Here is a 21,862-nt window from a genome sequence, read left to right on the forward strand (position 1 = left end):
GACTCGTTTGCGCCCTCCCTGCACGGGAGGGCGCAATTTCGTCACGCCGCCTCGTGATGTTGGCGGGCCACCGGCCCGAGCGAATCGCGCGCCACGGCGAGCGCCGCGAAAATCTCCTCCAGCAATTCGGCGCTGCGCACGATCTCGAAGTGCCCCAGCGCCAGTTCGCGATCCGCTGGCACGGGCTGATCAAGTTGCAGCGCGAGCGCATCGCGATGCGCAGCCAGGCGCCCTGTAATCCACCAGCAATCCACCCGGCTTCGCAGCGCGGGCAGAGCACCGGCCCGCAGCGAAAGTGCCTTGAGCTGTCGCGCCACCATGAAGATGCGTGCGAGCTCCTGGCTGCCCAGCGCCGCATAGCCAGTGACGGCATCTGCTTCGTCGGACTGCCCGGCCTGCCCCTGCATCTGCGAGAGCAGGGCATCCAGCACCGCCGCCACGGCCGCCTCGTCGAGCGCGAAGCCCGCGCCATCGGCCAGCACCGGCTCGGCTACCGCGCCAGGCAGCGCGATGGAAACGAAATCGATGAAGTCCTGTAGCCCTTCCTCGTCGCCGGATGCCACCTGCTGCGACGGCGCGACGTCTTCCATCGGCACGTAGGGATCGACCAGCCCCAGGAACGCCACTGACTGCCCTTGCGCCTCGAACCACGCCGCCATGGCCGCTGCCAGCGTGCCGCCCAGCGACCATCCCAGCAGATGAACGGGCCCTTCCGGCTGCACCTTGCGGATCATGGCGCAGTAGTCGGCCGCCATCTGCGCGATCGACACGTCGCGGTGCGCGGGGTCGGTGAGCGAGCGGCATGGCAGTCCGTAGACCGTGCGCACCCCCTGCAGGCGCCGCGCCAGCAGCCGGTAGTCGAACACGGTGCCCATGCCTGCATGGATGCAGAAGAGCGCCGGCATGCCGGTGCCCTGAGCTTCGCCGTTGAGTGCGATCAGGTTGCTGTCCGGCTGCGCGGCCGCAGTCGTCGCGTGCAGCAGTCCGCCGATGGTCGGCCAGCGCATCAGGTCCCGCAGCTTGAAATCGAGCTTCGGGTTGCGCAGGCGACGGACCTGCGCGATCACCTTCAGGCTCAGCAGCGAATCGCCGCCCAGCTCGAAGAAGTTGTCGGTCTCGCCGACCTGCCCCACACCCAGCACCTGCTGCCAGATCTGTGCAAGCTGCTCGGCCTGCGGCGTCGATGGCGGCACGTGCACGCGCCCTGGGTTTTCGGCCTCGGGGACCGGCAGCGAGCGGCGGTCGAGCTTGCCGCTCACCAGGCGCGACAGCTTCGGCAGCACCGCGACGTGCGCGGGCACCATGTAGTCGGGCAACTGCGCGCCCAGTTGCTCGCGGATCTGTTGCGGCCACTGCGGTTGCATTTCAGTGCCATCTGCGACCACGTAGGCCACAAGCTGCCGCCCGGCCGCGCCGTCGTGCGTCACCACGGCTGCCTCGCGAACACCCGTCACGGCGAGCAGCCTCGCCTCGATCTCGCCGAGCTCGATGCGGAAGCCCCGCACCTTCACCTGGTTGTCCACGCGCCCCAGGTACTCGACGTTGCCGTCGGACATCCAGCGCACGAGGTCGCCCGTGCGGTACAGCCGCTCGCCGGCACCGCCGAATGGGTCGGCCACGAAGCGCTCGGCCGTCAGGGCGCTGCGCCCGAGGTAGCCGCGCGCCAATCCATAACCGCCGATGTAAAGCTCGCCCGCCACGCCCTCGGGCACGGGCTGCATGTCGGCATCGAGCACGTAGGCCGTGCGCTCGCCCACCGGGCGCCCGATGGGTGCGTAGGCGCAGTCGAAGGTCCGGCTCGCCTCGGTGCGCCAGATCAGCGGCGTGACCACCGTCTCGGTCGGCCCGTAACCGTTGATGAGCATGCGCGGCTTCAGGTGCGTGCGCACCTTGTCGTAGGCCGCCTTGGGCATGGCCTCGCCGCCGAACACGTAGAGTTCCACCGGCGGGGCGTCGTCGCGCGGCGCGGCCCAATCGGCGATCTGGTTCAGGTACGCCGGCGGGAACGCAGCGGTCGTCACGCCGTAGCGGTGCAGCGCCTCGTAGGTCTGCTCGGCCGTCCACAGCTCGTTGTCGCGCAGTGCAAGGCCCGCACCGACGCACAGCGGCGTGAGCCAGCGCTCGTGAGCACCGTCGAACGAAAAAGACATAAAGTGCAGCTCGCACGAGTGCGAGTTCAGTCCATAGATGTCCGCCGTGGCCAGGCAATGCATGGCGAGCGGGCCGTGCGTGACGGCCACGCCCTTGGGCATGCCTGTCGAGCCCGAGGTGTAGATCACGTAGGCGAGGTTGTCCACGCCTGTGGCGGGGCTCGGGTCGGCGTCGCTCGGGGCGCCGAGCGCATCCGGCGCCAGTTCGTCGAGCAGCAACCGCGGCACCGTCGTTTCAGGCAGGCGCGGCAATACGCTGCGCTGGGTGATGAGCAGCATCGCACCGCTGTCGCGCATCATGTAGGCCAGCCGGTCCGCCGGGTAAGCCGCATCCAGCGGCACATAGGCTCCACCTGCCTTCAACACGGCGAGCAGCACGACGATGGTGTCGAGCGAGCGCTCCAGTGCCACGCCCACCAGCCGGTCGGGCCCCACGCCAAGCTCGCGCAGGTGATGCGCGAAGCGATTGGCGCGTGCATTGAGCTGGGCATAGCTCATCTCGTCGTCGCCCAACAGCAGCGCGATGGCGTCGGGCCGCAAACGCGCCTGGGCTTCGATGAGCCTGTGCACCATGGTGCGGTCAGCCTGCGCATCGAGCGCACGCAGATGCTCGGTGCGTCCCAGCGCGAGCACCGCCGTCTCCAGCGGGGCATCGAGCCAGCCCAGCTCGCCCACCGGGCGCGCTGCATCCGTCGTCATGCGGCGCAGCAGGTGTTCCAGCTGCTGGCGCTGCGCACGCACGGCCTCGTCGGCAAACGATGCACGTGCGTAGCAATACTCGATCTCCAGCGCGTCGCCCATCGTGACTTGCAGGTCCATTGCGTAGCCCGTGAGCCCGCCGCCTGCGACTTCACCGAACTGCAGGCCGAAGCGATCCAGTTGCTTCATGGCTCGGTCCACCGGGAAGTTCTCGAAAACCACGATGCTGTCGAACAGCGGCCGGCCGGCCGAGCCCGTCCAGCGCTGGATGTCGGCGAGGGCCGAGTGCTCGTACTCTCGGGCGCGCAGGTTGCGTTCCTGGACCGAGCGCAGATAGTCGCCCACCGTCTGGTGCGCCTGCGGCGACACGGCGACGGGAATGGTGTTGATGAACAGGCCCATCATTTCCTCGGAGCCCGGCAGGCTGGCCGGTCGGCCGGCCACCGTCGCGCCGAAGATCACGTGCTCGCGTTCGGTGTGGCGCTGCAGCAGCAGCGCCCAGGCGGCCTGCACCAGCGTGTTCATCGTCACGCGCTCGCGCTGCGCGAAGCGTTGCAGCGCCGCCGTCTCCTCGGTGGAAAGGCGCGTGTAGATCTTCTCGAAGCCCTCGTGCGCATCGGCGTCGCGGTTCGGTTCGGACAGCAGCGTCGGGCCGTCGTGCAGCGCGAGCTCGGACTTCCAGAAAGCCTCGGCCACGCCGGCGTCCTGGCGCTGCAGCCAGCGCACGTAGTCGCCGTACTCCGGCAACGCGGACAGGGGCATCTCTCCCGCATAGCAGGCCAGCCATTCACCCAACAGGCGCGAGTCGGTCCAGCCGTCGGACAGGATGTGGTGATGCGTCCAGACCAGCTGGTGCCGGTCCTCCGCGAGCCGGATCAGGCTCACGCGGGCCAGCGGCGGCTGCAGCCAGTCGACGGGACGCAGCAACTCCTGCTGCACATGCTCGGCCAGACGTTGCCGCACGTCGGGGCTGCCGCGCCAGTCAAATTGCGCGACCCGCGCGGCCTGCGCAGGTGCATGTCGCAGCACCAGCTGCAAGGGTCGCTTCATGCCCGCCTGCCAGAGGAAGGCCGTGCGCAGCATTGCGTGGCGCGCCACCATCGCCTCCCAGGCACGGGCGAAGCGTTCCGGATCGACCTGGCCGATCTCCACGCTGAGCTGATTCACATAGAGGCCCGAGCCCGATGCCTCCATCGAATGGAAGAACATGCCTTCCTGCGTGGGAGCAAGCGGGTAGATGTCCTCGATCTCGTCCGCCGCGAAAGGCAGGCCCGCCAAAACGTCCGTCGGCAGGAAGTCCTGCGGCCTGCCGCGCGGCTCGCGCGGGTTTTCTTCGTGGCCGCCATCGACAGGCTGTGCCACCAGGGCAAGACGGGCAATGCTCTGGTGCTCGAACAACTGCCGCGGCGTGAGCGTCCAGCCCGCGCGTTGCGCACGCGTGACGATCTGCAGACTCAGGATGGAATCTCCACCCAGTTCGAAGAAGTTGTCGTGGCGCCCGATCTTCTTTTCCGCGCCGAGAACCTGATGCCAGATGGCGGCCAGCGCTTCTTCCACGGCGCCCTGCGGGGCCTCGTGAGCCGCCTCGGCGGACGGTTCCGGATCGGGCAGCTGCTTGCGGTCGACCTTGCCGTTCATGTTCAGCGGCAGCGCCGGCAGCACCATGATGCTCGCGGGCACCATGTATTCGGGCAGCGCCCGTGAAATGCGCGCCTTCAGCAGCTGCGGCTGCGTGTCGGACGACAGGGACACATAGGCCACGAGCCGCGCGCCGCCGGGCCCTTCCTTGGCCACCACGACGGCTTCGCGCACTTCGGGCTGCGCCAGAAGCTGCGTCTCGATCTCGCCGAGTTCGATGCGAAAGCCCCGGATCTTGATCTGGTGGTCGACGCGGCTCAGGTACTGCAGCCGTCCGTCGAAGCTCCAGCGCACCATGTCGCCGGTGCGGTAGATGCGCTCACCCTTCGTGCCGAAGGGGTCGGCCAGGAAGCGTTCGGCGCTCAGGCCGGGGCGATGCAGATAGCCGCGCGCCAGCCCCACGCCGCCGATGTAGAGCTCGCCCGCCACACCCTGCGGCACGGGCTGCAGATCGGCATCGAGCACGCGCAGTTGCGTCGCCGCGATGGCCTCGCCAATGCCGGGATGGCCATCCGCCACGCGCTGCGCGCTGGACCAGATGGTGGTCTCGGTCGGGCCGTACATGTTCCACAGCTCCACGCCCAGGCCGTGCAGGTCCTCGGCCAGGTCCGACTGCAGCGCCTCGCCGCCGCACAGGCCCTTGAACCCGTGCAGAGGTGCCGCAGGCCAGCCCGCCGCACGCAGCAGCCGCCAGCCCGCGGGCGTCGATTGCACGAGCGTCGCACCGCTTTCCTCGACCAGTTGCGCCAGTGCACGCCCATCGCGCACCGTCTCCTGCGAGGCCAGCACGATGCGCGCGCCACAGCTCAGCGGCAGGTACAGCTCCAGCGCCGCGATGTCGAAGGACAGCGAGGTCACCGCCACCAGCACGTCCTCGGCCGTCATGCCCGGCGCGGCCTGCATGCTGCGGATGAAGTGCGACAACGCCTCGTGGCGCACCATCACGCCCTTGGGCTTGCCCGTGGAGCCGGAGGTGTAGATCACGTAGGCCAGGTGCTCCGCGTGCAATGGCACTTCGGGATCGTGCGCGGGCTCGCCCGAAAGGTCCAGCCGATCGAGCGCGAGCATCGGCACATCGGGCAGGCGCTCCAGCAGATGGCTTTGCATGAGCAGCAGCGACAAGCCGCTGTCCTCCACCATGTACGCCAGCCGGTCCTGGGGATATTCAGGGTCGAGCGGCACATAGGCCGCGCCCGACTTGAGCACGGCCAGCACGCCCGCCACCATGTCCGCATTGCGCGAGACGGCAATGCCGACCTTGCTCTCGGACGTCACGCCGGATGCGATCAGCCTGTGCGCGAGCCGGTTGGCGCGTTCGTTCAGCTGCGCGTAAGTCAGCGCCTGCGCGCCGCAGACCAGGGCGATGGCGTCCGGCCGCGCCCGCACCTGCTGCTCGATCAGCCGGTGCACCGGCTTCGCATCGGCATGGCGTGACGTGTTGTGGCCCAGCGACTGCAAGCCAAGCCGCTCGCCAGCGGATAGTACGTCGATGGACATCGCGCGCTGCGCCGGGTGCTGCGCGAGCGCATCCGCCAACCCTCGCAACGCGGCATGCATGGCGTCGCAGAAGCGCTGCGCGCCGATACCGCGCACCACCTGGGCCGCCAGCTCGAAGCCTGTGCCCTGGTCGTCCACCGCCATGGAGAACGGATAGTTCGTGCGCTCCTCGCCGCCGATCACCTCGATGCCCTCCCAGCCCGACGGCGCCTTGCTGCCCGCCACGGCTTTGGGGGTGTAGCGGTAGTTGAGCAGCGCGGAGAACAGTGGCACGCCGCCGGCCAGCCCGCTGCATTTCTGCGCCTGCGACAGGTTTGCGTGTTCGTGATGCACCAGGTCGGTCAGCAGTGCGTGGGTCTGGCGCAGGCATTCGGCCACGCCCTGGCCGCCGATGCGGATACGCAGCGGCAGGGTGTTGATGAACATCCCCAGCGCGCGCTCGACTCCCTCGCCACCCTGCATGCGACCGAACAGCACGGTGCCGAACACCACGTCGTCGCGACCGGTGGTCTTGGCCAGGACCAGTGCCCAGGCCAGGTGGAAAAGCGCCGCGGTCCCGACGCCCTGGCGCTGCGCTTCCCGGCGCAGCTGCGCCGAAAGCGCGTCCGACAGCGAAAGGCGCACTTCCTCCACGCCGGTGCCGTCGCCCTGCACGTCGAGCACGTTGAAGGGCGCTGTCGGCTCCTCCACGTCCGCCAGCATGCGGCGGAAGAAGTCATCGTGCTCGGCTCGGCTCACGCCCAGCCGGGCCTGTGCCACGTAGCGGCGGAACGGCATGGGCACGGGCAGTTCGTCATGGCGATCCTGCTGGATGAGCGCGATCTCGTCGATGATGAGTTCGACCGTCGTGTGATCCATCACCAGGTGATGGCAAGGCAATTGCAGCAGCCAGCGTTCGCCCTCGGCGTCATGCGCAGCCACGGCACGGATCATCGGCGCCCGCCGCACGTCGATGCGGTAGCGGCTCGGGTCCACGCAGGCGTCGAGGCGTTCTGCCACGCTGCACTTTCCGGCCCCTTCGCCGTCGCCCTCGCCCTCGATTTCGTGCAGCCATTGCAGCCGCAGTTCGGCGCGGCGCTGCACGACCTGCACCGGCTCTTCCAGCTGCTCCCAGTGCACGGCCGTGCGCAGGATGTCGTGGCGCGCGATGACCTGGTTGAAGCTCTCGACGAAACGCAAGAGCCGCGCCTCGCTGTCGAAGCTCAGCAGGCACGGCGTGATGTAGGCGTCGCCCTGTGATTGCAGCACGTGATGGAACAGGATGCCTTCCTGCAGCGGCGCGAGCGGGTAAACGTCCTGGATGTTGACCGCGCCACCGGGCACGGCGGCCTCGATGCGCGCGAGCTGCGCGTCGTCTAGCTTCACCAGCGTGAGCATCTCGGGCGACAGCGCGGTGCAGCCTTCGGGAATGCCGTTTGCGGGCACCTCGATCTCGGGTCGCGCGAAGTCGCGTGCCTCGGTCACGGCGAGCGCGAAGTCCGCGAGGCGAGGCTTGCGGAACAGCGTGCGCACCTCGGCGCCCCAGCCCAGGCGGCGGACCTGCTCCAGCAACTGGATTGCCAACAGCGAATGACCGCCGAGTTCGAAGAAGTTGTCGTTGCGGCCCACGCGTTCCACGGCCAGCACGTCGGCCCAGATGGCGGCCAGCGCACGCTCGGTGTCGTCGGCGGGCGCCTCGTAGGCATCGGTGCCTGCGCGCTCGGGCGGTGGCAGCGCCTTGCGGTCGACCTTGCCGTTGGCGTTCAGCGGCAGCGCCTGCAGCACCACGATCACCCCCGGCACCATGTGCTCGGGCAGCGCCCGCGAAAGCTGCTGCTTCAGCTGCGCCGCGTCGATCGCTTGCGAAGCCGCCGCCGCCGAGACATAGGCCACCAGCCGCGCCCCACCCGCGGCCTGCTGCGCCACCACCACCGCCTCGCGCACCCCCGGCTGCGCCAGCAACCGCGCCTCGATCTCCCCCAGCTCGATGCGAAAACCCCGGATCTTCACCTGGTGGTCGATGCGCCCCAGGTATTCCAGCTCGCCGTCCTCGCGCCAGCGCACCAGGTCGCCCGTGCGGTACAGGCGCTCGCCCGCGTCGCTGAACGGATCGGCCACGAAGCGCTCCGACGTGAGAGCGCTCTTGTCCAGATAGCCGCGCGCCAGCCCGATGCCGCCCAGGTACAGCTCGCCCGCCAGGCCCTGCGCAGCAAGGTTCAGCCCGTCGTCCAGCACGTAGGTCTTCGTGCCCGCGATCGGACGGCCGATGGCCACGTGGTTGCGACCGTCCGCCCTGCAGCTCCAGTGCGTCACGTCGATGGCCGCTTCGGTCGGGCCATAGAGGTTGTACAGGCCCGCCCCCGGCAGGCGCTCGAACACCCTGGCCTGCGCCTCCGCAGGCAACGCCTCGCCGCTGCACACGATGCGCTTCAGGCTCGTGCAGGCCTCGATGCCCTCATGCGCCACGAAGGCCTGCAGCATCGAGGGCACGAAATGGATGGTGCTGACGCCGTGCCGGCGGATCAGCTCGACCAGCTTGCCCGGCTCTCGGTGATCGCCCGGCTGCGCCACCACCAGGCGTGCGCCCTGCATCAGCGGCCAGAAGAACTCCCAGACCGACACGTCGAAGCTGAACGGGGTCTTCTGCAGAACGGTGTCCGCTTCGTTCAGCGCATAGGCGTCCTGCATCCAGGCCAGGCGGTTGAACAGCGACAGGTGCCGGTTGGCCGCCCCCTTGGGCCGGCCCGTGGAGCCGGAGGTGTAGATGACGTAGGCTAGGTGCTCGCCGTGCAGGGGAACGTCGGGGTCGACGCTCGGGCCGCTGTCCAGGTCCAGCAGGTCCAGCTCGATCGTCTGCACGCCCTGCCTGGCGGGGATCGCCGGGGCGATGTGGCTCTGGGTGAGCAGCAACGAGACGCCGCTGTCCTCGAGCATGTAGGCGATGCGCTCCGGCGGGTACTCGGGGTCGATCGGAACGTAGGCGCCGCCGGCCTTCAGGATCGCCAGCAGGCCCACCACCATCTCGAGGCTGCGTTCGGTGGCAATGCCCACCTTCGTGTCCGGCCGCACGCCCAGCGCGATCAGCCGGTGCGCCAGGCGGTTCGCGCGTGCTTCGAGCTGCGCATAGCTCAGCGACACGTCGCCGAACACCAGCGCCACCGCTTCCGGCGTGCGCCGCGCCTGCTGGCCGATCAAGCGGTGCACGGGGGCCTCGTGTGCGCGATGCGGCAGATTCTCTCCCAACGCCCGCAGGCGCACGGCCTCACTGTCCGCCAGCAGGCGTACTTCACCGAGCACCCGTTCCGGATCCCCGCACAGCGCCTCCAGCAATGCGAGCAGATGCCGCGTCATTTCCGCCACCGCGGCATCGTCGAACTGATCGCGCGCGAAATGGAAGGCCAGCGACAGCGTCTGTCCGCCGTGCACCGTCACCGTCATCGGGTAGTTGGTTTCCTCGCGGTTGCGCACCTCGCCGAACACCAGCCCGCCGGGCGCCTGATCCTTCAACGCCTGGTCGACGGGGTAGTTCTCGAACACCACGATGCTGTCGAACAGCCCCTGCCCACCCTGCCCGGCCCAGCGCTGGATCTCGTACAGCGGCGTGTGCTCATGCTCGCGCGATGCGAGATTGCGCGCCTGCAACTCGCGCAGCCATTCGCCCACCGGCCTTTCGGCGCTCGGCGATGCCACCATCGGCAGCGTGTTGATGAAAAGGCCCAGCATCTGCGCCGAGCCCGGCAGCTCCGTCGAGCGGCCGGCGACAGTGGCGCCGAACACCACGTGCCGCTGGCCGGTATAGCGGCCCAGCAGCAGTGCCCAGGCGGCCTGCACCATCGTATTGACGGTGACGCGCTCGCGGCGCGCCACCTGCGTCAGGCGCTGCATTGCGGCAGCGTCGAGCGCGCCGTGGTGCACCGAATGCCCCGTGCGACCGGCGTCCTGCACCGGCCTCGGCAGCGCCGCCGCCAACCGCGTGGGAGCGTCCACCAGCGCGATCTGCGCGCGCCAGTAGCGCTCGCTTTCAGTCGCGTCGCGCCCCTGCAGCCACTCGATGTAGTCGCGATAGCGTCCGCCCGGCGCCGGCAGCGCCTGGCCGTCGTAGTGCCGCAGTACCTCGCCCATGAGCTGCGAGGTGCTCCAGCCGTCCAGCAGCAGGTGGTGCACGGTCCACAGCATATGGTGGCGCTGCTCGGCAGTACGCACCAGCACCAGCCGCATCAGCGGCGGGCGTGCCAAGTCGAAGCCCCGTGCCAGTTCGTCCTGGGCGAGCGCGTCGAGCGACCGCGCCTGTCCCGCATCGTCCCGCCAGTCATGAACGGACAGCGGCACCTCGACATACCGCACCACCCACTGCGCGGGCGCCTTGCCTTCGGCAAGAAACCCGCTGCGCAGGATGTCGTGGCGCGACAGCGCCGCCTGCCATGCCTGCCGGAAGCGAGCGACGTCGAGACCGTCGACGTCCACCCGCAGCTGGTTCACGTAGGCACTGCCTTGCGGCTCGTACAGGCTGTGGAACAGCATGCCCTGCTGCATCGGCGACAGCGCGTACAGGTCCGCGAGTTCGCTGCACGGCACCGGCAGCCGGTCCAGCTGCGCCTGGCTGACCCGCGCCAGGGGAAAGTCAGAGGGAGAGACACCCATCGCGCCGCTCGTGCAGTGCGCGATCAGGGCCTCGAGCTCGGAGTGGAAGCGTTCCACCCATCCCCGTACGGCTTCGGGATCGTGGCGGGCGCGGCTGAAGCTCACGCTCAACGCGAGTTCTCCGTCGTACACCTGTCCGTTGACGGAGAACTCGTGCTCGCGCGGAACGCCTTCGTCCACCGACGCGCCGGCGGATTCGGCGGCCGGCACCCACAGTGCCCTTTCGTCGAAGCTGCCGTCGAACTGGCCCAGGTAGTTGAAGACCACCTGGGCCCGTGGCAGCGCGCGCATCGCTTCACGCTGCGCCTGGCTGCCCATGTGCCTGAAGACGCCGAAACCCAGGCCTCTGTCCGGAATCCGGCGCAGGCTCTCCTTCACGCGCAGGATCGCCTCCCCGGGCTCGCCCAGCGGTGCGATCGCCACGGGAAACAGGCTGGTGAACCAACCCACGGTGCGCGACAGATCGACGTGTTCGAACAGGTCTTCGCGGCCATGGCCTTCGAGGTCGATCAGGATCGACTCGTGGCCACCCCAGGCACACAGCGCGCGGCCGAGTGCGGTGAGCAGCAGATCGTTGACCTGCGTGCGGTAGGCGGCCGGCGCGTCCTTCAGCAGGGCCTGCGTGCGGGCGCGGTCGAGGCGCAGTTCCACGCTCGTCATGTCGGCCGTGGTATTGCCTGCTTCGCGGCTAGCGCACGGCAGCAAGACCGGGGTTCCAGCCAGCGCCTGCCAGAAAACGAGCTCCGCCTCGTGCGTCGCCGCATGCGCCTGCAGAGCGAGCGCCATGTCCTTGTAGCTGCTGGTTTTCGCGGGCAGCGCCACCGCCTGATCCGCTCGGCATTGCGCGTAGGCCGTCTGCAGGTCTTCCAGCAGGATGCGCCACGACACGCCATCGACCGCCAGGTGATGGATGGCCAGCAGCAATCGCCAACTGCCGTCCTGGACTTCGATGGCCAGCGCTCGGATCAGCGGGCCGCGCCCAATGTCCAGGCTGCGCTGGGCCTCGTCGCACAGGCGCTCGATCTCCGCCGCGTCGCGGGCATGCTTCACCCAAAGCACTGTCTGCGCCTGGCATTCGGACAACGGCGCATAGGCTTGCCGCCACGCGCCTTCGGCTTCCTGCGTGTAGCGCAGGCGCAAACTGTCGTGCTGGCGCACCAGTGCGGCCAGCGCCCGCTCGAGCGATGCCGGCTGCAACGGCTCGCGGCTTTGCAGGAGAACGGCCTGGTTCCAGTGGCGCGAAGGCATCGCCTGCGCGAAGAACGCAGCCTGGATCGGCAGCAGCGGCACCTCGCCCTCTGCCTCGCCATGGTTGGCACGCCCGGCGGTCTCCACCGGCTGCGCCACGGCCGCGAGCTGCGCGACGGTCTGGCGCTCGAACAGCTGGCGCGGCGTGAGCTTCCAGCCCGCCTGCCGCACCCGCGCGACGATCTGCAAGCTCAGGATGGAATCCCCGCCCAGCTCGAAGAAGTTGTCGGTGCGCCCCACCTGCTCCACACCGAGCACCGAGGCCCAGACGGCGGCGAGCATCTGCTCGACTTCGCCGCGCGCGGCCTCGTGCGCCCCGGCGCCCGCGAAGACCGGCTCCGGCAATGTCGCGCGGTCCACCTTGCCCGCGCCGTTCAGCGGCAGCGCGTCCAGCACGACAAGCGCCGCGGGCACCATGTAGTCGGGCAGCACTTGCCCCAGTCGCTCGCGCAGCGCCTGCCCGTCGATGACCGCTCCTGGCAACGCCGACACATAGCCCACCAGCCGCGCACCGCTCGCACCCCTGCGCGCCACGACCACCGCCTCCTGTACCTCGGGCTGCGCGAGAAGCTGCGCCTCGACCTCACCCAATTCGATGCGGAAGCCGCGGATCTTTACCTGGTGATCGATGCGGCCCAGGTATTCCATCTGTCCGTCCGCACCCCAGCGCACGAGGTCGCCGGTGCGGTAGAGCCTGCCGCCCCTGTCGTCGAACGGATCGGCCACGAAACGCTCCGCGCTCAGGCCGGCCCGGTTCAGGTAGCCGCGCGCCAGGCCCTCTCCGCCCAGATAGAGCTCGCCGGCCACACCCGGCGGCACCAGCGACAGGCCCGCGTCCAGCACATAGGCGGTGCGGTCGCCGATCAGCCGGCCGATGGGCATGTAGGCGCTGTCGAAACCGATGCCGTCCTCCGCTTTCGCGATCATCGGCGTGATCACCGTTTCGGTCGGGCCGTAGCCGTTGATGACGCGCCGTGGCCGCAACACCTTCTGCACGAGTTCGAGGCTGGTTCGCGGCATCGCCTCGCCGCCCACGGTGTACGACCGGATGGGCAGTCGGCTGGCCGATTCGCCCATGAGTTCCGCGATCTGATGCAGGTAGCCGGGCGTGAAGCAGGCGATGGTGATGCCGTGCCGCTCGATCTCGGCGCAGGTGCGCTCCACCGACCAGACTTCCTCGTCGCGTGGCATCAGCGCGCTGCCGAAGGCCAGCGGCACCCAGGTGCGTTCGTGCGCGCCGTCGAAACTGATGGAAGCGAACTGCAGCTCACGGTCTTCCGGCGTCATGCCGTAGGCCTCGCCGATGGACTGCACGTGCATCGACAGCGGCCCATGCGCCACGGCCACGCCCTTGGGCTTGCCGGTGGAACCGGAGGTGTAGATCACATAGGCCAGGTTCGCGCCATGCACCGGCACGGCAGGGTTGTGCGAGGGTTGCGCGTCCAGGTCCACCTTGTCCAGGTCCAACCTGCAAGGCGCCGCGATGCGCTCTCCGGCTTCGCTGTTGGTGAGCAGCAGTGCGATGCCGCTGTCTTGCACCATGTAGGCCAGGCGGTCCGGCGGATAGGTCGGGTCCAGCGGCACGTAGGCGCCGCCCGATTTCAGGATGGCCAGCAAGGCGACGACCATGTCGGGCGAGCGCTTCACCGCGAGGCCGACCCGGGTCTCGGGCTTCACGCCCATCGCGACGAGCCGGTGCGCGAGCCGGTTGGCGCGCACGTTCAGGCCGGCGTAGCTGAGCTGCTCCTCGCCGAAGATCAGCGCCGTCGCGTCCGGCCGCAACCCGGCCTGGCGCTCGACCAGCCGGTGCACGGGCTCCGCGTCGGGCCAGGACTGCATGTTCGCGCCCCACGCGGCGAGCTTGCCGCGCTCCGGCGCCGTGAGCAGATCGAAGCCCGCGGCAGGCTGCGCGGAGCCGGACACCAGCGCGTCGAGCACGCGGCGCACGGCCGCTTGCATGTAGTCGCACACACGCCGCGCGCCAACCGAAGCATCGACCTGCGCGATCAACTCGAAGCCGTCGGCGCGGTCGTTGACCGACATCGCGAACGGGTAGTTCGAGCTCTCCTTGAAGCCCAGGTTTTCGATGCCGCCCCAAGCGGCTTCATGCTCGGCATCGAGCGCGCGGTGCGCGATGTGGCGGTAGTTGAGCAGCGTGGAAAACAGCGGCGTGCCCTTCGGCAGCCCGCTGCAGCGCTGTGCCAGCGACAGGTGCACATGCTCGTGATGCAGCAGCCCGGTGAGCGCGGCGTGCGTCTCGCGCACGCACGCGGCCACGTCGCGGATGCCCAGGCGCACGCGCAGCGGCAGCGTATTGATGAACATGCCCAGTGCGCGCCCTGCGTCTTCGCCGCCCTGCATGCGGCCGAACAGCACGGTGCCGAACACCACGTCATCGCGGCCGGTGGTCTTGGCGAGCACCAGCGCCCAGGCCAAGTGGAACAAGGTCGCGGCGCTCACGCCTGCCGCGCGCGCCTGCTGGCGCAGCAGGGCAGAGGTGCCGGCGTCGAGCAGCAGGCGGGCCTCGGCCAGTTCGCTGCCGTTGCCGCGTACGTCGAGCAGTTCGAAGGGGGCCGTGGGATCGGCCACGTCGCCGAGCATGGCGGTGAAGAATTTTTCCGCCTCCTGCGGGCTCGCGCCGAAGCGCGCCTGCGCGACGAAACGGCGGAACGGAACGGGCACGGGCAGCGCGTCGCGCCGCCCCCGAAGGATCAACGCGATCTCCTCCACCAGCAATTCTTCGGAGGCATGGTCGAGCGCCAGGTGGTGGCTGGGCACCTGCAGCAGCCAGCGGCCGTCTTCCGGATCGTGCGCGGCGATGGCACGCAGCATCGGCGCGCGGCGCACGTCGATGCGAAAGTGCGCGGGATCGACGTGGGCGTCGAGCCGCGCGGCAACGTCGTCGCCGGCGCCGACATCCAGCCACTGCACCTGCAGCCCGGCGCGGCGATACACCACCTGCACCGGCTCGGGCAGGCCCTCCCACAGCACGGCGGTGCGCAGGATGTCGTGGCGCGCGACGACTTCATTCAGGCTGTCGACGAAGCCGGCGAGGCGCGCCTGGCTGTCGAAGGCCAGCAGGAAGGAGTTGACGTAGACGTCGCCCTCGGCCTGCATCATGTGATGGAACAGGATGCCTTCCTGCAGCGGTGCGAGCGGGTAGATGTCCTGGATGTTGGCGGCACCGCCCGGCACTTCGGCTTCGATGGCGCGCAGGTGCCCGGGAGACAGCTCGATCAGCGCGAGCATGCCCGGCTCGACGGCCAGGCAGCCTTGCGGAATGAGACTCTCGGGAATGTCCAGTCGCGGCGCCTCCTCATTGCCGACAGGCGTCAATGCCTGCGCGAACTGCGCCAGCCTCGGCTTCTGGAACAGGGTGCGCACCTCGACGCTCCAGCCCTGGCGTCGCATGCGCTCCAGCAGCTGGATTGCCAGCAGCGAATGGCCGCCAAGCTCGAAGAAGCTGTCGCTGCGCCCCACGCGCTCCACGCCCAGCACCTCGGCCCAAAGGGTTGCCAGCGCCTCTTCCGTCGTCCCCTGCGGTGCCTCATAGGCATCCGTACCCGCGCGTTCGGGCTCCGGCAATGCCTTGCGGTCGACCTTGCCGTTGGCGTTCAGCGGCAGGCCCTGCGGCATCGCCACCCACGCGGCGGGCACCATGTACTCGGGCAGCACCGCACCCAGCCCGGACTTCAGCGTGTTCACGTCGAGTTGCCGGCCAGCCTGCGGCGAGACATACGCCACCAGCCTCGCGCCGCCCGGCGCGTCCTTGGCCAGCACGATCGCCTCGCGCACGCCGGGCTGCGCGAGAAGTTGCCCCTCGATCTCCCCGAGTTCGATGCGAAAGCCCCGGATCTTCACCTGATGGTCGATGCGTCCCAGGTACTCCAGCTGGCCGTCGTTGCGCCAGCGCACCAGGTCGCCAGTGCGGTACAGGCGCTCGCCAGCACGGCCGAACGGATCGGCGACGAAGCGCTCGGCGCTCAGCCCCGCCCGATTGCCGTAACCACGGGCCAGCCCCGCACCCGCCACGTACAGCTCGCCCGGCACGCCCACGGGCAGCCGGTTGAGCTCGCCGTCGAGCACGTGCATGCCCAGGTCGGGGATCGCAATGCCCACCGGACTGCGTTTCCCATCCTCCAGGTCGGCCCGGGTGATGGGCCGGTAGGTCACGTGCACGGTGGTCTCGGTGATGCCGTACATGTTGACGAGCTGCGGACTGCTGTCGCCATAGCGATCGATCCACGGGCGCAGGCTCTCGGGCTCCAGGGCCTCCCCGCCGAAGACCACGCAGCGCAGCGCAAGACGCTCGCCCGCATCCAGCGCCGGCGCGTGGATGAGCTGGCCGAAGGCCGAGGGCGTCTGGTTGAGCACCGTGACCTTCTCGCTGCGCAGCAGCGCCATAAAGTCGTCGGGCGAGCGGCTGACCCAGTAGGGGACCACCACCAGCCGGCCGCCGGTGCACAGCGCGCCGAAGATCTCCCACACCGAGAAATCGAAGGCATACGAATGGAACATCGTCCACACGTCGTCGGGGCCGAAGCGGAACCAGGGCTCGGTCGCGCCGAGCAGGCGCGCGACGTTGCGATGGCAAAGCTGCGCCCCCTTGGGCCGGCCTGTGGAGCCAGAGGTGTAGATGACGTAGGCCAGGTTGTCGGCATGCACCGCCACGCCGGGGTTGGCGGTGGGTTCGGTGCGAAGGTCGAGTGTGTCGAGTTCGAGCACGCGCAGACCTTCGCGAACCTCGACGCAGTCGCGTACGCCGCTCTGGGTGACCAGCAGTGAAATGGCGCTGTCATGCACCATGTAGGCGAGGCGGTCGCGCGGGTATTGCGGGTCCAGCGGCACGTAGGCGCCGCCGGCCTTCAGGATGGCCAGCAGGCCCACCACCATGTCCAGTGAACGCTCCACGGCCAGCCCCACGCGGGTCTCGGGCTTCACGCCCAGCGCGATCAGCCGGTGCGCCAGACGGTTGGCCCTTGCGTTCAGCTCGCCGTAGCTCAGCGATGCGTCTTCGTACACCACCGCCACCGCATCGGGACGCGTCTGTGCCTGCGATTCGATCATCGCGTGCAGCGGCCGCGCGGAGGCGCCCACGTCCGCCTGCCGCACGCGGCTCCAGCCCTCCAACTGCGAGGATTCGGCCTCGGACAGCAGGCGCACGTCGCCCACAGCGCGCGCCGGATCGTCCGCCAGCGCCTCGAGCAGCGCGAGATAGTGCGTGCCCATGCGCGCGATGGTGTCCGCGTCGAACAGTCCGCTCGCGTAGACGAACTTCAGCCGCACCTCGCCCGCTTCGTCCTGCACGGCGTCGAGCGTCAGCTCGAATTGCGCGGCCTGTCCACCCAGCGCATGGGCCTGCACCGAAAGCCCGGGCAGGGGCTGCGAGGCTTGACGCGCGCTGCCCTTGAAGTCGCGCTGGAAGTTCAGCATCACCTGAAACAGCGGGCTGTGGCTCATGCTGCGCTCGGGCTGCAGCGCCTCGACCAGCTGCTCGAAAGGCAGATCCTGATGCGCCTGTGCGCCCAGCGCAGCGTGCACGGCCTGTTCGAACACCTGGCCCAATGGCATGCGCGCATCGACACGGTTGCGCAACACCTGCGTGTTCACGAAGAAACCCACCACGCCTTCGGTTTCCACGCGGTTGCGGTTGGCTACCGGCACGCCCACGCGGATGTCGTCCTGCGCGGTATGGCGATGAAGCAAGGCCTGGAATCCTGCCAGCAGCGCCATGAAGAGCGAGGCACCTTGCGCCTGTGCGCGCTGCTGCAGGCGCGCGGTCAGCGCCTGCGGCACCGTCAGGCCGTGGTGCGCGGCCTGATAACCGCCCTCGGCCTTGCGGGGATGGTCGGTGGGCAGCTGGAGCACCGGATGCTCGGTGCCGAGTTGCTCCCGCCAGTAGGCGATTTGCCTGTCGCGCTCGCCGGCCTCCATCCAGTGGCGCTGCCAGGCCGCGTAGTCGGCATACCCCACGGGAAGCACAGGCAGGGCCGCTTGCCGACCCCGCACGCCGTCGGCGTAAAGCGCCATGAATTCATCGACGAGGATCTGCATCGACCAGCCGTCCGAGACGATGTGATGCATCACCACCACCAGCACGTGCTCGTTCTCGCCCAGGCGGATCACGCTCACCCGCAGCAGCGGGCCGCGCGTGAGATCGAAGGGCACGCCGTTCACGCGCCCGGCCTCTTGCGCGGCCAGTGCCTCGCGCCGCGAGGCCTCGATGGCGCCCAGGTCGACCAGCGGAATTTCCAGCGCCAGCGAAGGCATGATCACCTGCTCGGCCAGACCATCGTGCGTGGGCGCGAAGACCGTGCGCAGCGACGCATGGCGTGCCACCAGCGCCTGGAAAGCAGTCCTCAGTGCGTCGATGTCGAGCGCGCCCTGCAGCCGCAAGCCACCGCAGATGTGATACGCCGTGCTCGCGACATCGAGCTTCCACAGGAACCACTGGCGGCGCTGCGCGTACGACAGCGCCTGCGCTTCGCCCGGCGCGGCACTGCCCGCGATGATGGGGAACTGCCCAATGCTCAAGCCTTCGGCACGGATCTTCTGGTACACCGCCCGGCGCTGCGGCGCGGACAACTGCGCAAAACGCTCCGCAATGCGTTGTGTCGTGCTGGTGGTGGTGCTGCTGCTCATCAAACTTCTCCCAAACTGTCGATAAAGGAGTCGACGGCCGAGAGCGCGTCGTCGGCGCCTCCCTGCGTTGCCGAGGCTCCGGTTCGCAACGCCATGTCCTTCAGGACAGGGTGGCGGAATACATCCTGGATGGCGATGTCGGCTCGCATCGCGGACTGGACTCGCGCCACCATCTGCACGGCCAGCAGCGAATGGCCGCCGAGGTCGAAGAAGCTGTCGTGCCGCCCCACCCTTTCGACGCCCAGCACCTGGGCCCAGATGACTGCAAGTGCCCGCTCGGCATCGCCTTGCGGTTCTTCGTGGACCTGTTGCGTGCCCTGCTCCAGTTCGGGCAGCTGCTTGCGGTCGACCTTGCCGTTCATGTTCAGCGGCAGCGCCGGCAGCACCATGATGCTCGCGGGCACCATGTATTCGGGCAGCGCCCGTGAAATGCGCGCCTTCAGCAGCTGCGGCTGCGTGTCAGACGACAGGGACACATAGGCCACGAGCCGCGCGCCGCCAGGCCCTTCCTTGGCCACCACGACGGCTTCGCGCACTTCGGGCTGCGCCAGAAGCTGCGTCTCGATCTCGCCGAGTTCGATGCGAAAGCCCCGGATCTTGATCTGGTGGTCGACGCGGCTCAGGTACTGCAGCCGTCCGTCGAAGCTCCAGCGCACCATGTCCCCGGTGCGGTAGATGCGCTCACCCTTCGTGCCGAAGGGGTCGGCCAGGAAGCGTTCGGCGCTCAGGCCGGGGCGATGCAGATAGCCGCGCGCCAGCCCCACGCCGCCAATGTAGAGCTCGCCCGCCACACCCTGCGGCACGGGCTGCAGATCGGCATCGAGCACACGCAGTTGCGTCGCCGCGATGGCCTCGCCAATGCCGGGATGGCCATCCGCCACGCGCTGCGCGCTGGACCAGATGGTGGTCTCGGTCGGGCCGTACATGTTCCACAGCTCCACGCCCAGGCCGTGCAGGTCCTCGGCCAGGTCCGACTGCAGCGCCTCGCCGCCGCACAGGCCCTTGAACCCGTGCAGAGGTGCCGCAGGCCAGCCCGCCGCACGCAGCAGCCGCCAGCCCGCGGGCGTCGATTGCAAGAGCGTCGCACCGCTTTCCTCGACCAGTTGCGCCAGTGCACGCCCATCGCGCACCGTCTCCTGCGAGGCCAGCACGATGCGCGCGCCACAGCTCAGCGGCAGGTACAGCTCCAGCGCCGCGATGTCGAAGGACAGCGAGGTCACCGCCACCAGCACGTCCTCGGCCGTCATGCCCGGCGTGGCCTGCATGCTGCGGATGAAGTGCGACAACGCCTCGTGGCGCACCATCACGCCCTTGGGCTTGCCCGTGGAGCCGGAGGTGTAGATCACGTAGGCCAGGTGCTCCGCGTGCAATGGCACTTCGGGATCGTGCGCGGGCTCGCCCGAAAGGTCGATGCGGTCGATGGCCAGGACGCGGATGCCCGCGTCATCCGCGATGCGGTCCTGCAGGCTGCTTTGCGTCAGCAGCAGCGACAGGCCGCTGTCGGCAGCCATGTAGGCCAGGCGGTCTTGCGGATGCTCCGGGTCGAGCGGCACATACGCCGCGCCCGACTTGAGCACGGCCAGCACGCTCACCACCATGCCGGCATCGCGCTCCATGACGATGCCGACTTTTTTCTCCGGGCCCGCGCCCGAAGCGATCAGCCGATGCGCCAGCCGGTTGGCGCGCTCATTCAGCTGCGCGTAGGTCAGCGCCCGCGCGCCGCACGTCAGCGCGACGGCATCGGGCCGCAACTGAACCTGTCGTTCGATGAGCCGGTGCACCGGCTGTGCATCAGCGAAGCGCAGCGCGTTGAGGCCGCGTTGCGGCGCCGCCGCCTGGTCGCGCAGCACCACGTCACCCACCGCCTGCTCCGGCGCATCGACCAGCGCCTGCAGCAGCGCCAGATAATGCCCGGCCATGCGCGCGATGGTGTCGGGCTCGAACAGCTCGCGCGCATAGCCGAAGACGGCCTTGATTCCGCCTTCGGGGTCTTCGATGGCCGTGAGCGTCAGTTCGAACTGCGCGGCCTTCTCGCCGAGCGAGCAGCCTTCCATCGTCAGGCCCGGCAAGTTGCGCAGCGCCTCGTAGCCGCCGCGCAGGTAGTTGAACATCACCTGGAACAGCGGTGAATGGCCCATGCTGCGCTCCGGCTGCAGGGCTTCGACCAGTTGCTCGAAGGGCAGGTCCTGATGCGCCTGCGCGCCGAGCGCCGTCTCGCGGGCCTGCGCGAGCAACCGCGCCAGCCCCATGCGGCCGTGCACGGGGCTGCGCAGCACCTGCGTATTGACGAAGAAGCCGATGACGCCCTCGGTCTCGGTCCGGTTGCGGTTGGCCACCGGCACACCTACGCGGATGTCTTCCTGCCCGGTGTAGCGGTGCAGCAGCGCCTGGAAGCCCGCAAGCAGCAGCATGAACGGCGTAGCGCCTCTCGCCTGCATCTGGCGGCGCAGCCCCTGGGCGAGCGCCGCCGGCAACTCGACGACATGACCGGCCGCGCGGTAGCCGCCCTCGGCTTTTCTTGGGTGGTCGGACGGCAACTGCAGCACCGGCTGCTCCATGCCCAGTTGCGAGCGCCAGTAAGCGAGTTGCCGCTCCCGTTCGCCCGCATCCAGCCATTGGCGCTGCCATGCGGCGTAGTCGGCGTACTGCACCGGCAAGGACGGCAATTCCACCGCCTCGCCCTGCGAGATGGCGCGGTACTGCGCCACGAACTCGTCGACCAGGATCTGCATCGACCAGCCATCGGAGACGATATGGTGCATCACGACCACAAGGACATGGGCGAATTCGCTCTCACGAATCACGCTCACGCGCAGCAGCGGGCCGCGCAGCAGGTCGAAAGGCTTCTGGTTCGCTGCGCGGGCGGCTTCCTCGACCAGCTCCGCACGCAGCGGCTCGGGGGCGTCGCTCAGGTCGATGACCGGAATCTCCAGTGCAAGGCTGGGCTGCACCACTTGCTCGGCCAGACCGTCCTCGCCGGCGCGAAACACCGTGCGCAGCGATTCATGGCGCGCTAGCAGCGCCTGGAAGGCGGCCCTGAGCGCTTCGATGTCCAGCGCGCCCCTCAGTCGCAGTCCTTCCGCAATGTGATACGCGGTGCTGTCGGGGTCCAGCTTCCAGAGGAACCATTGCCGGCGTTGGGCGAAGGACAGCGCAGCGCGGGCGGCCGGGTCGGCGCTGCGGACCAGGGCCGGCTCCCGGTCTTCGGACGCCGCGGTTCCTTTCAGGCGGCTCGCCAGCAGTGCTTGTTGCGCCGGCGTGAGGCGGGCGCGTTGAACGGACAGTTTTTCGGATGTGGACATGGGGTGAAGAAAAGTCGGTCTGCGCGGTGCGCGCGGTCCACGCGGTGGACTTCACCCTTGATGACG

General features: G+C 69.0%; 2 protein-coding genes. Both read right to left on the minus strand.

The window, feature by feature from the left end; translation table 11 throughout:
* Positions 1-41: 41 nt before the first annotated feature.
* Positions 42-18,494 carry a non-ribosomal peptide synthase/polyketide synthase gene (locus L3V85_RS34990; RefSeq protein ID WP_237677135.1) on the minus strand — a complete coding sequence of 6,151 codons (18,453 nt, stop codon included), beginning with the start codon at positions 18,492-18,494 and terminating at the stop codon, positions 42-44.
* On the minus strand, positions 18,494-21,796 hold the full coding sequence (locus L3V85_RS34995; RefSeq protein WP_237677136.1) for an amino acid adenylation domain-containing protein: 3,303 nt from the start codon (positions 21,794-21,796) through the stop codon (positions 18,494-18,496). The genes L3V85_RS34990 and L3V85_RS34995 overlap by 1 nt, the downstream gene beginning before the upstream one ends.
* Between the last annotated feature and the right edge of the window lie 66 nt (positions 21,797-21,862).

Source organism: Variovorax paradoxus, from assembly GCF_022009635.1.
In the GTDB taxonomy this organism is placed as follows: domain Bacteria; phylum Pseudomonadota; class Gammaproteobacteria; order Burkholderiales; family Burkholderiaceae_C; genus Variovorax.

Excerpts from the sequence above, each read along its gene's own strand:
- L3V85_RS34995 (WP_237677136.1), bottom strand. The coding sequence starts at position 21,796 with ATGTCCACATCCGAAAAACTGTCCGTTCAACGCGCCCGCCTCACGCCG.
- L3V85_RS34990 (WP_237677135.1), bottom strand. The coding sequence starts at position 18,494 with ATGAGCAGCAGCACCACCACCAGCACGACACAACGCATTGCGGAGCGT.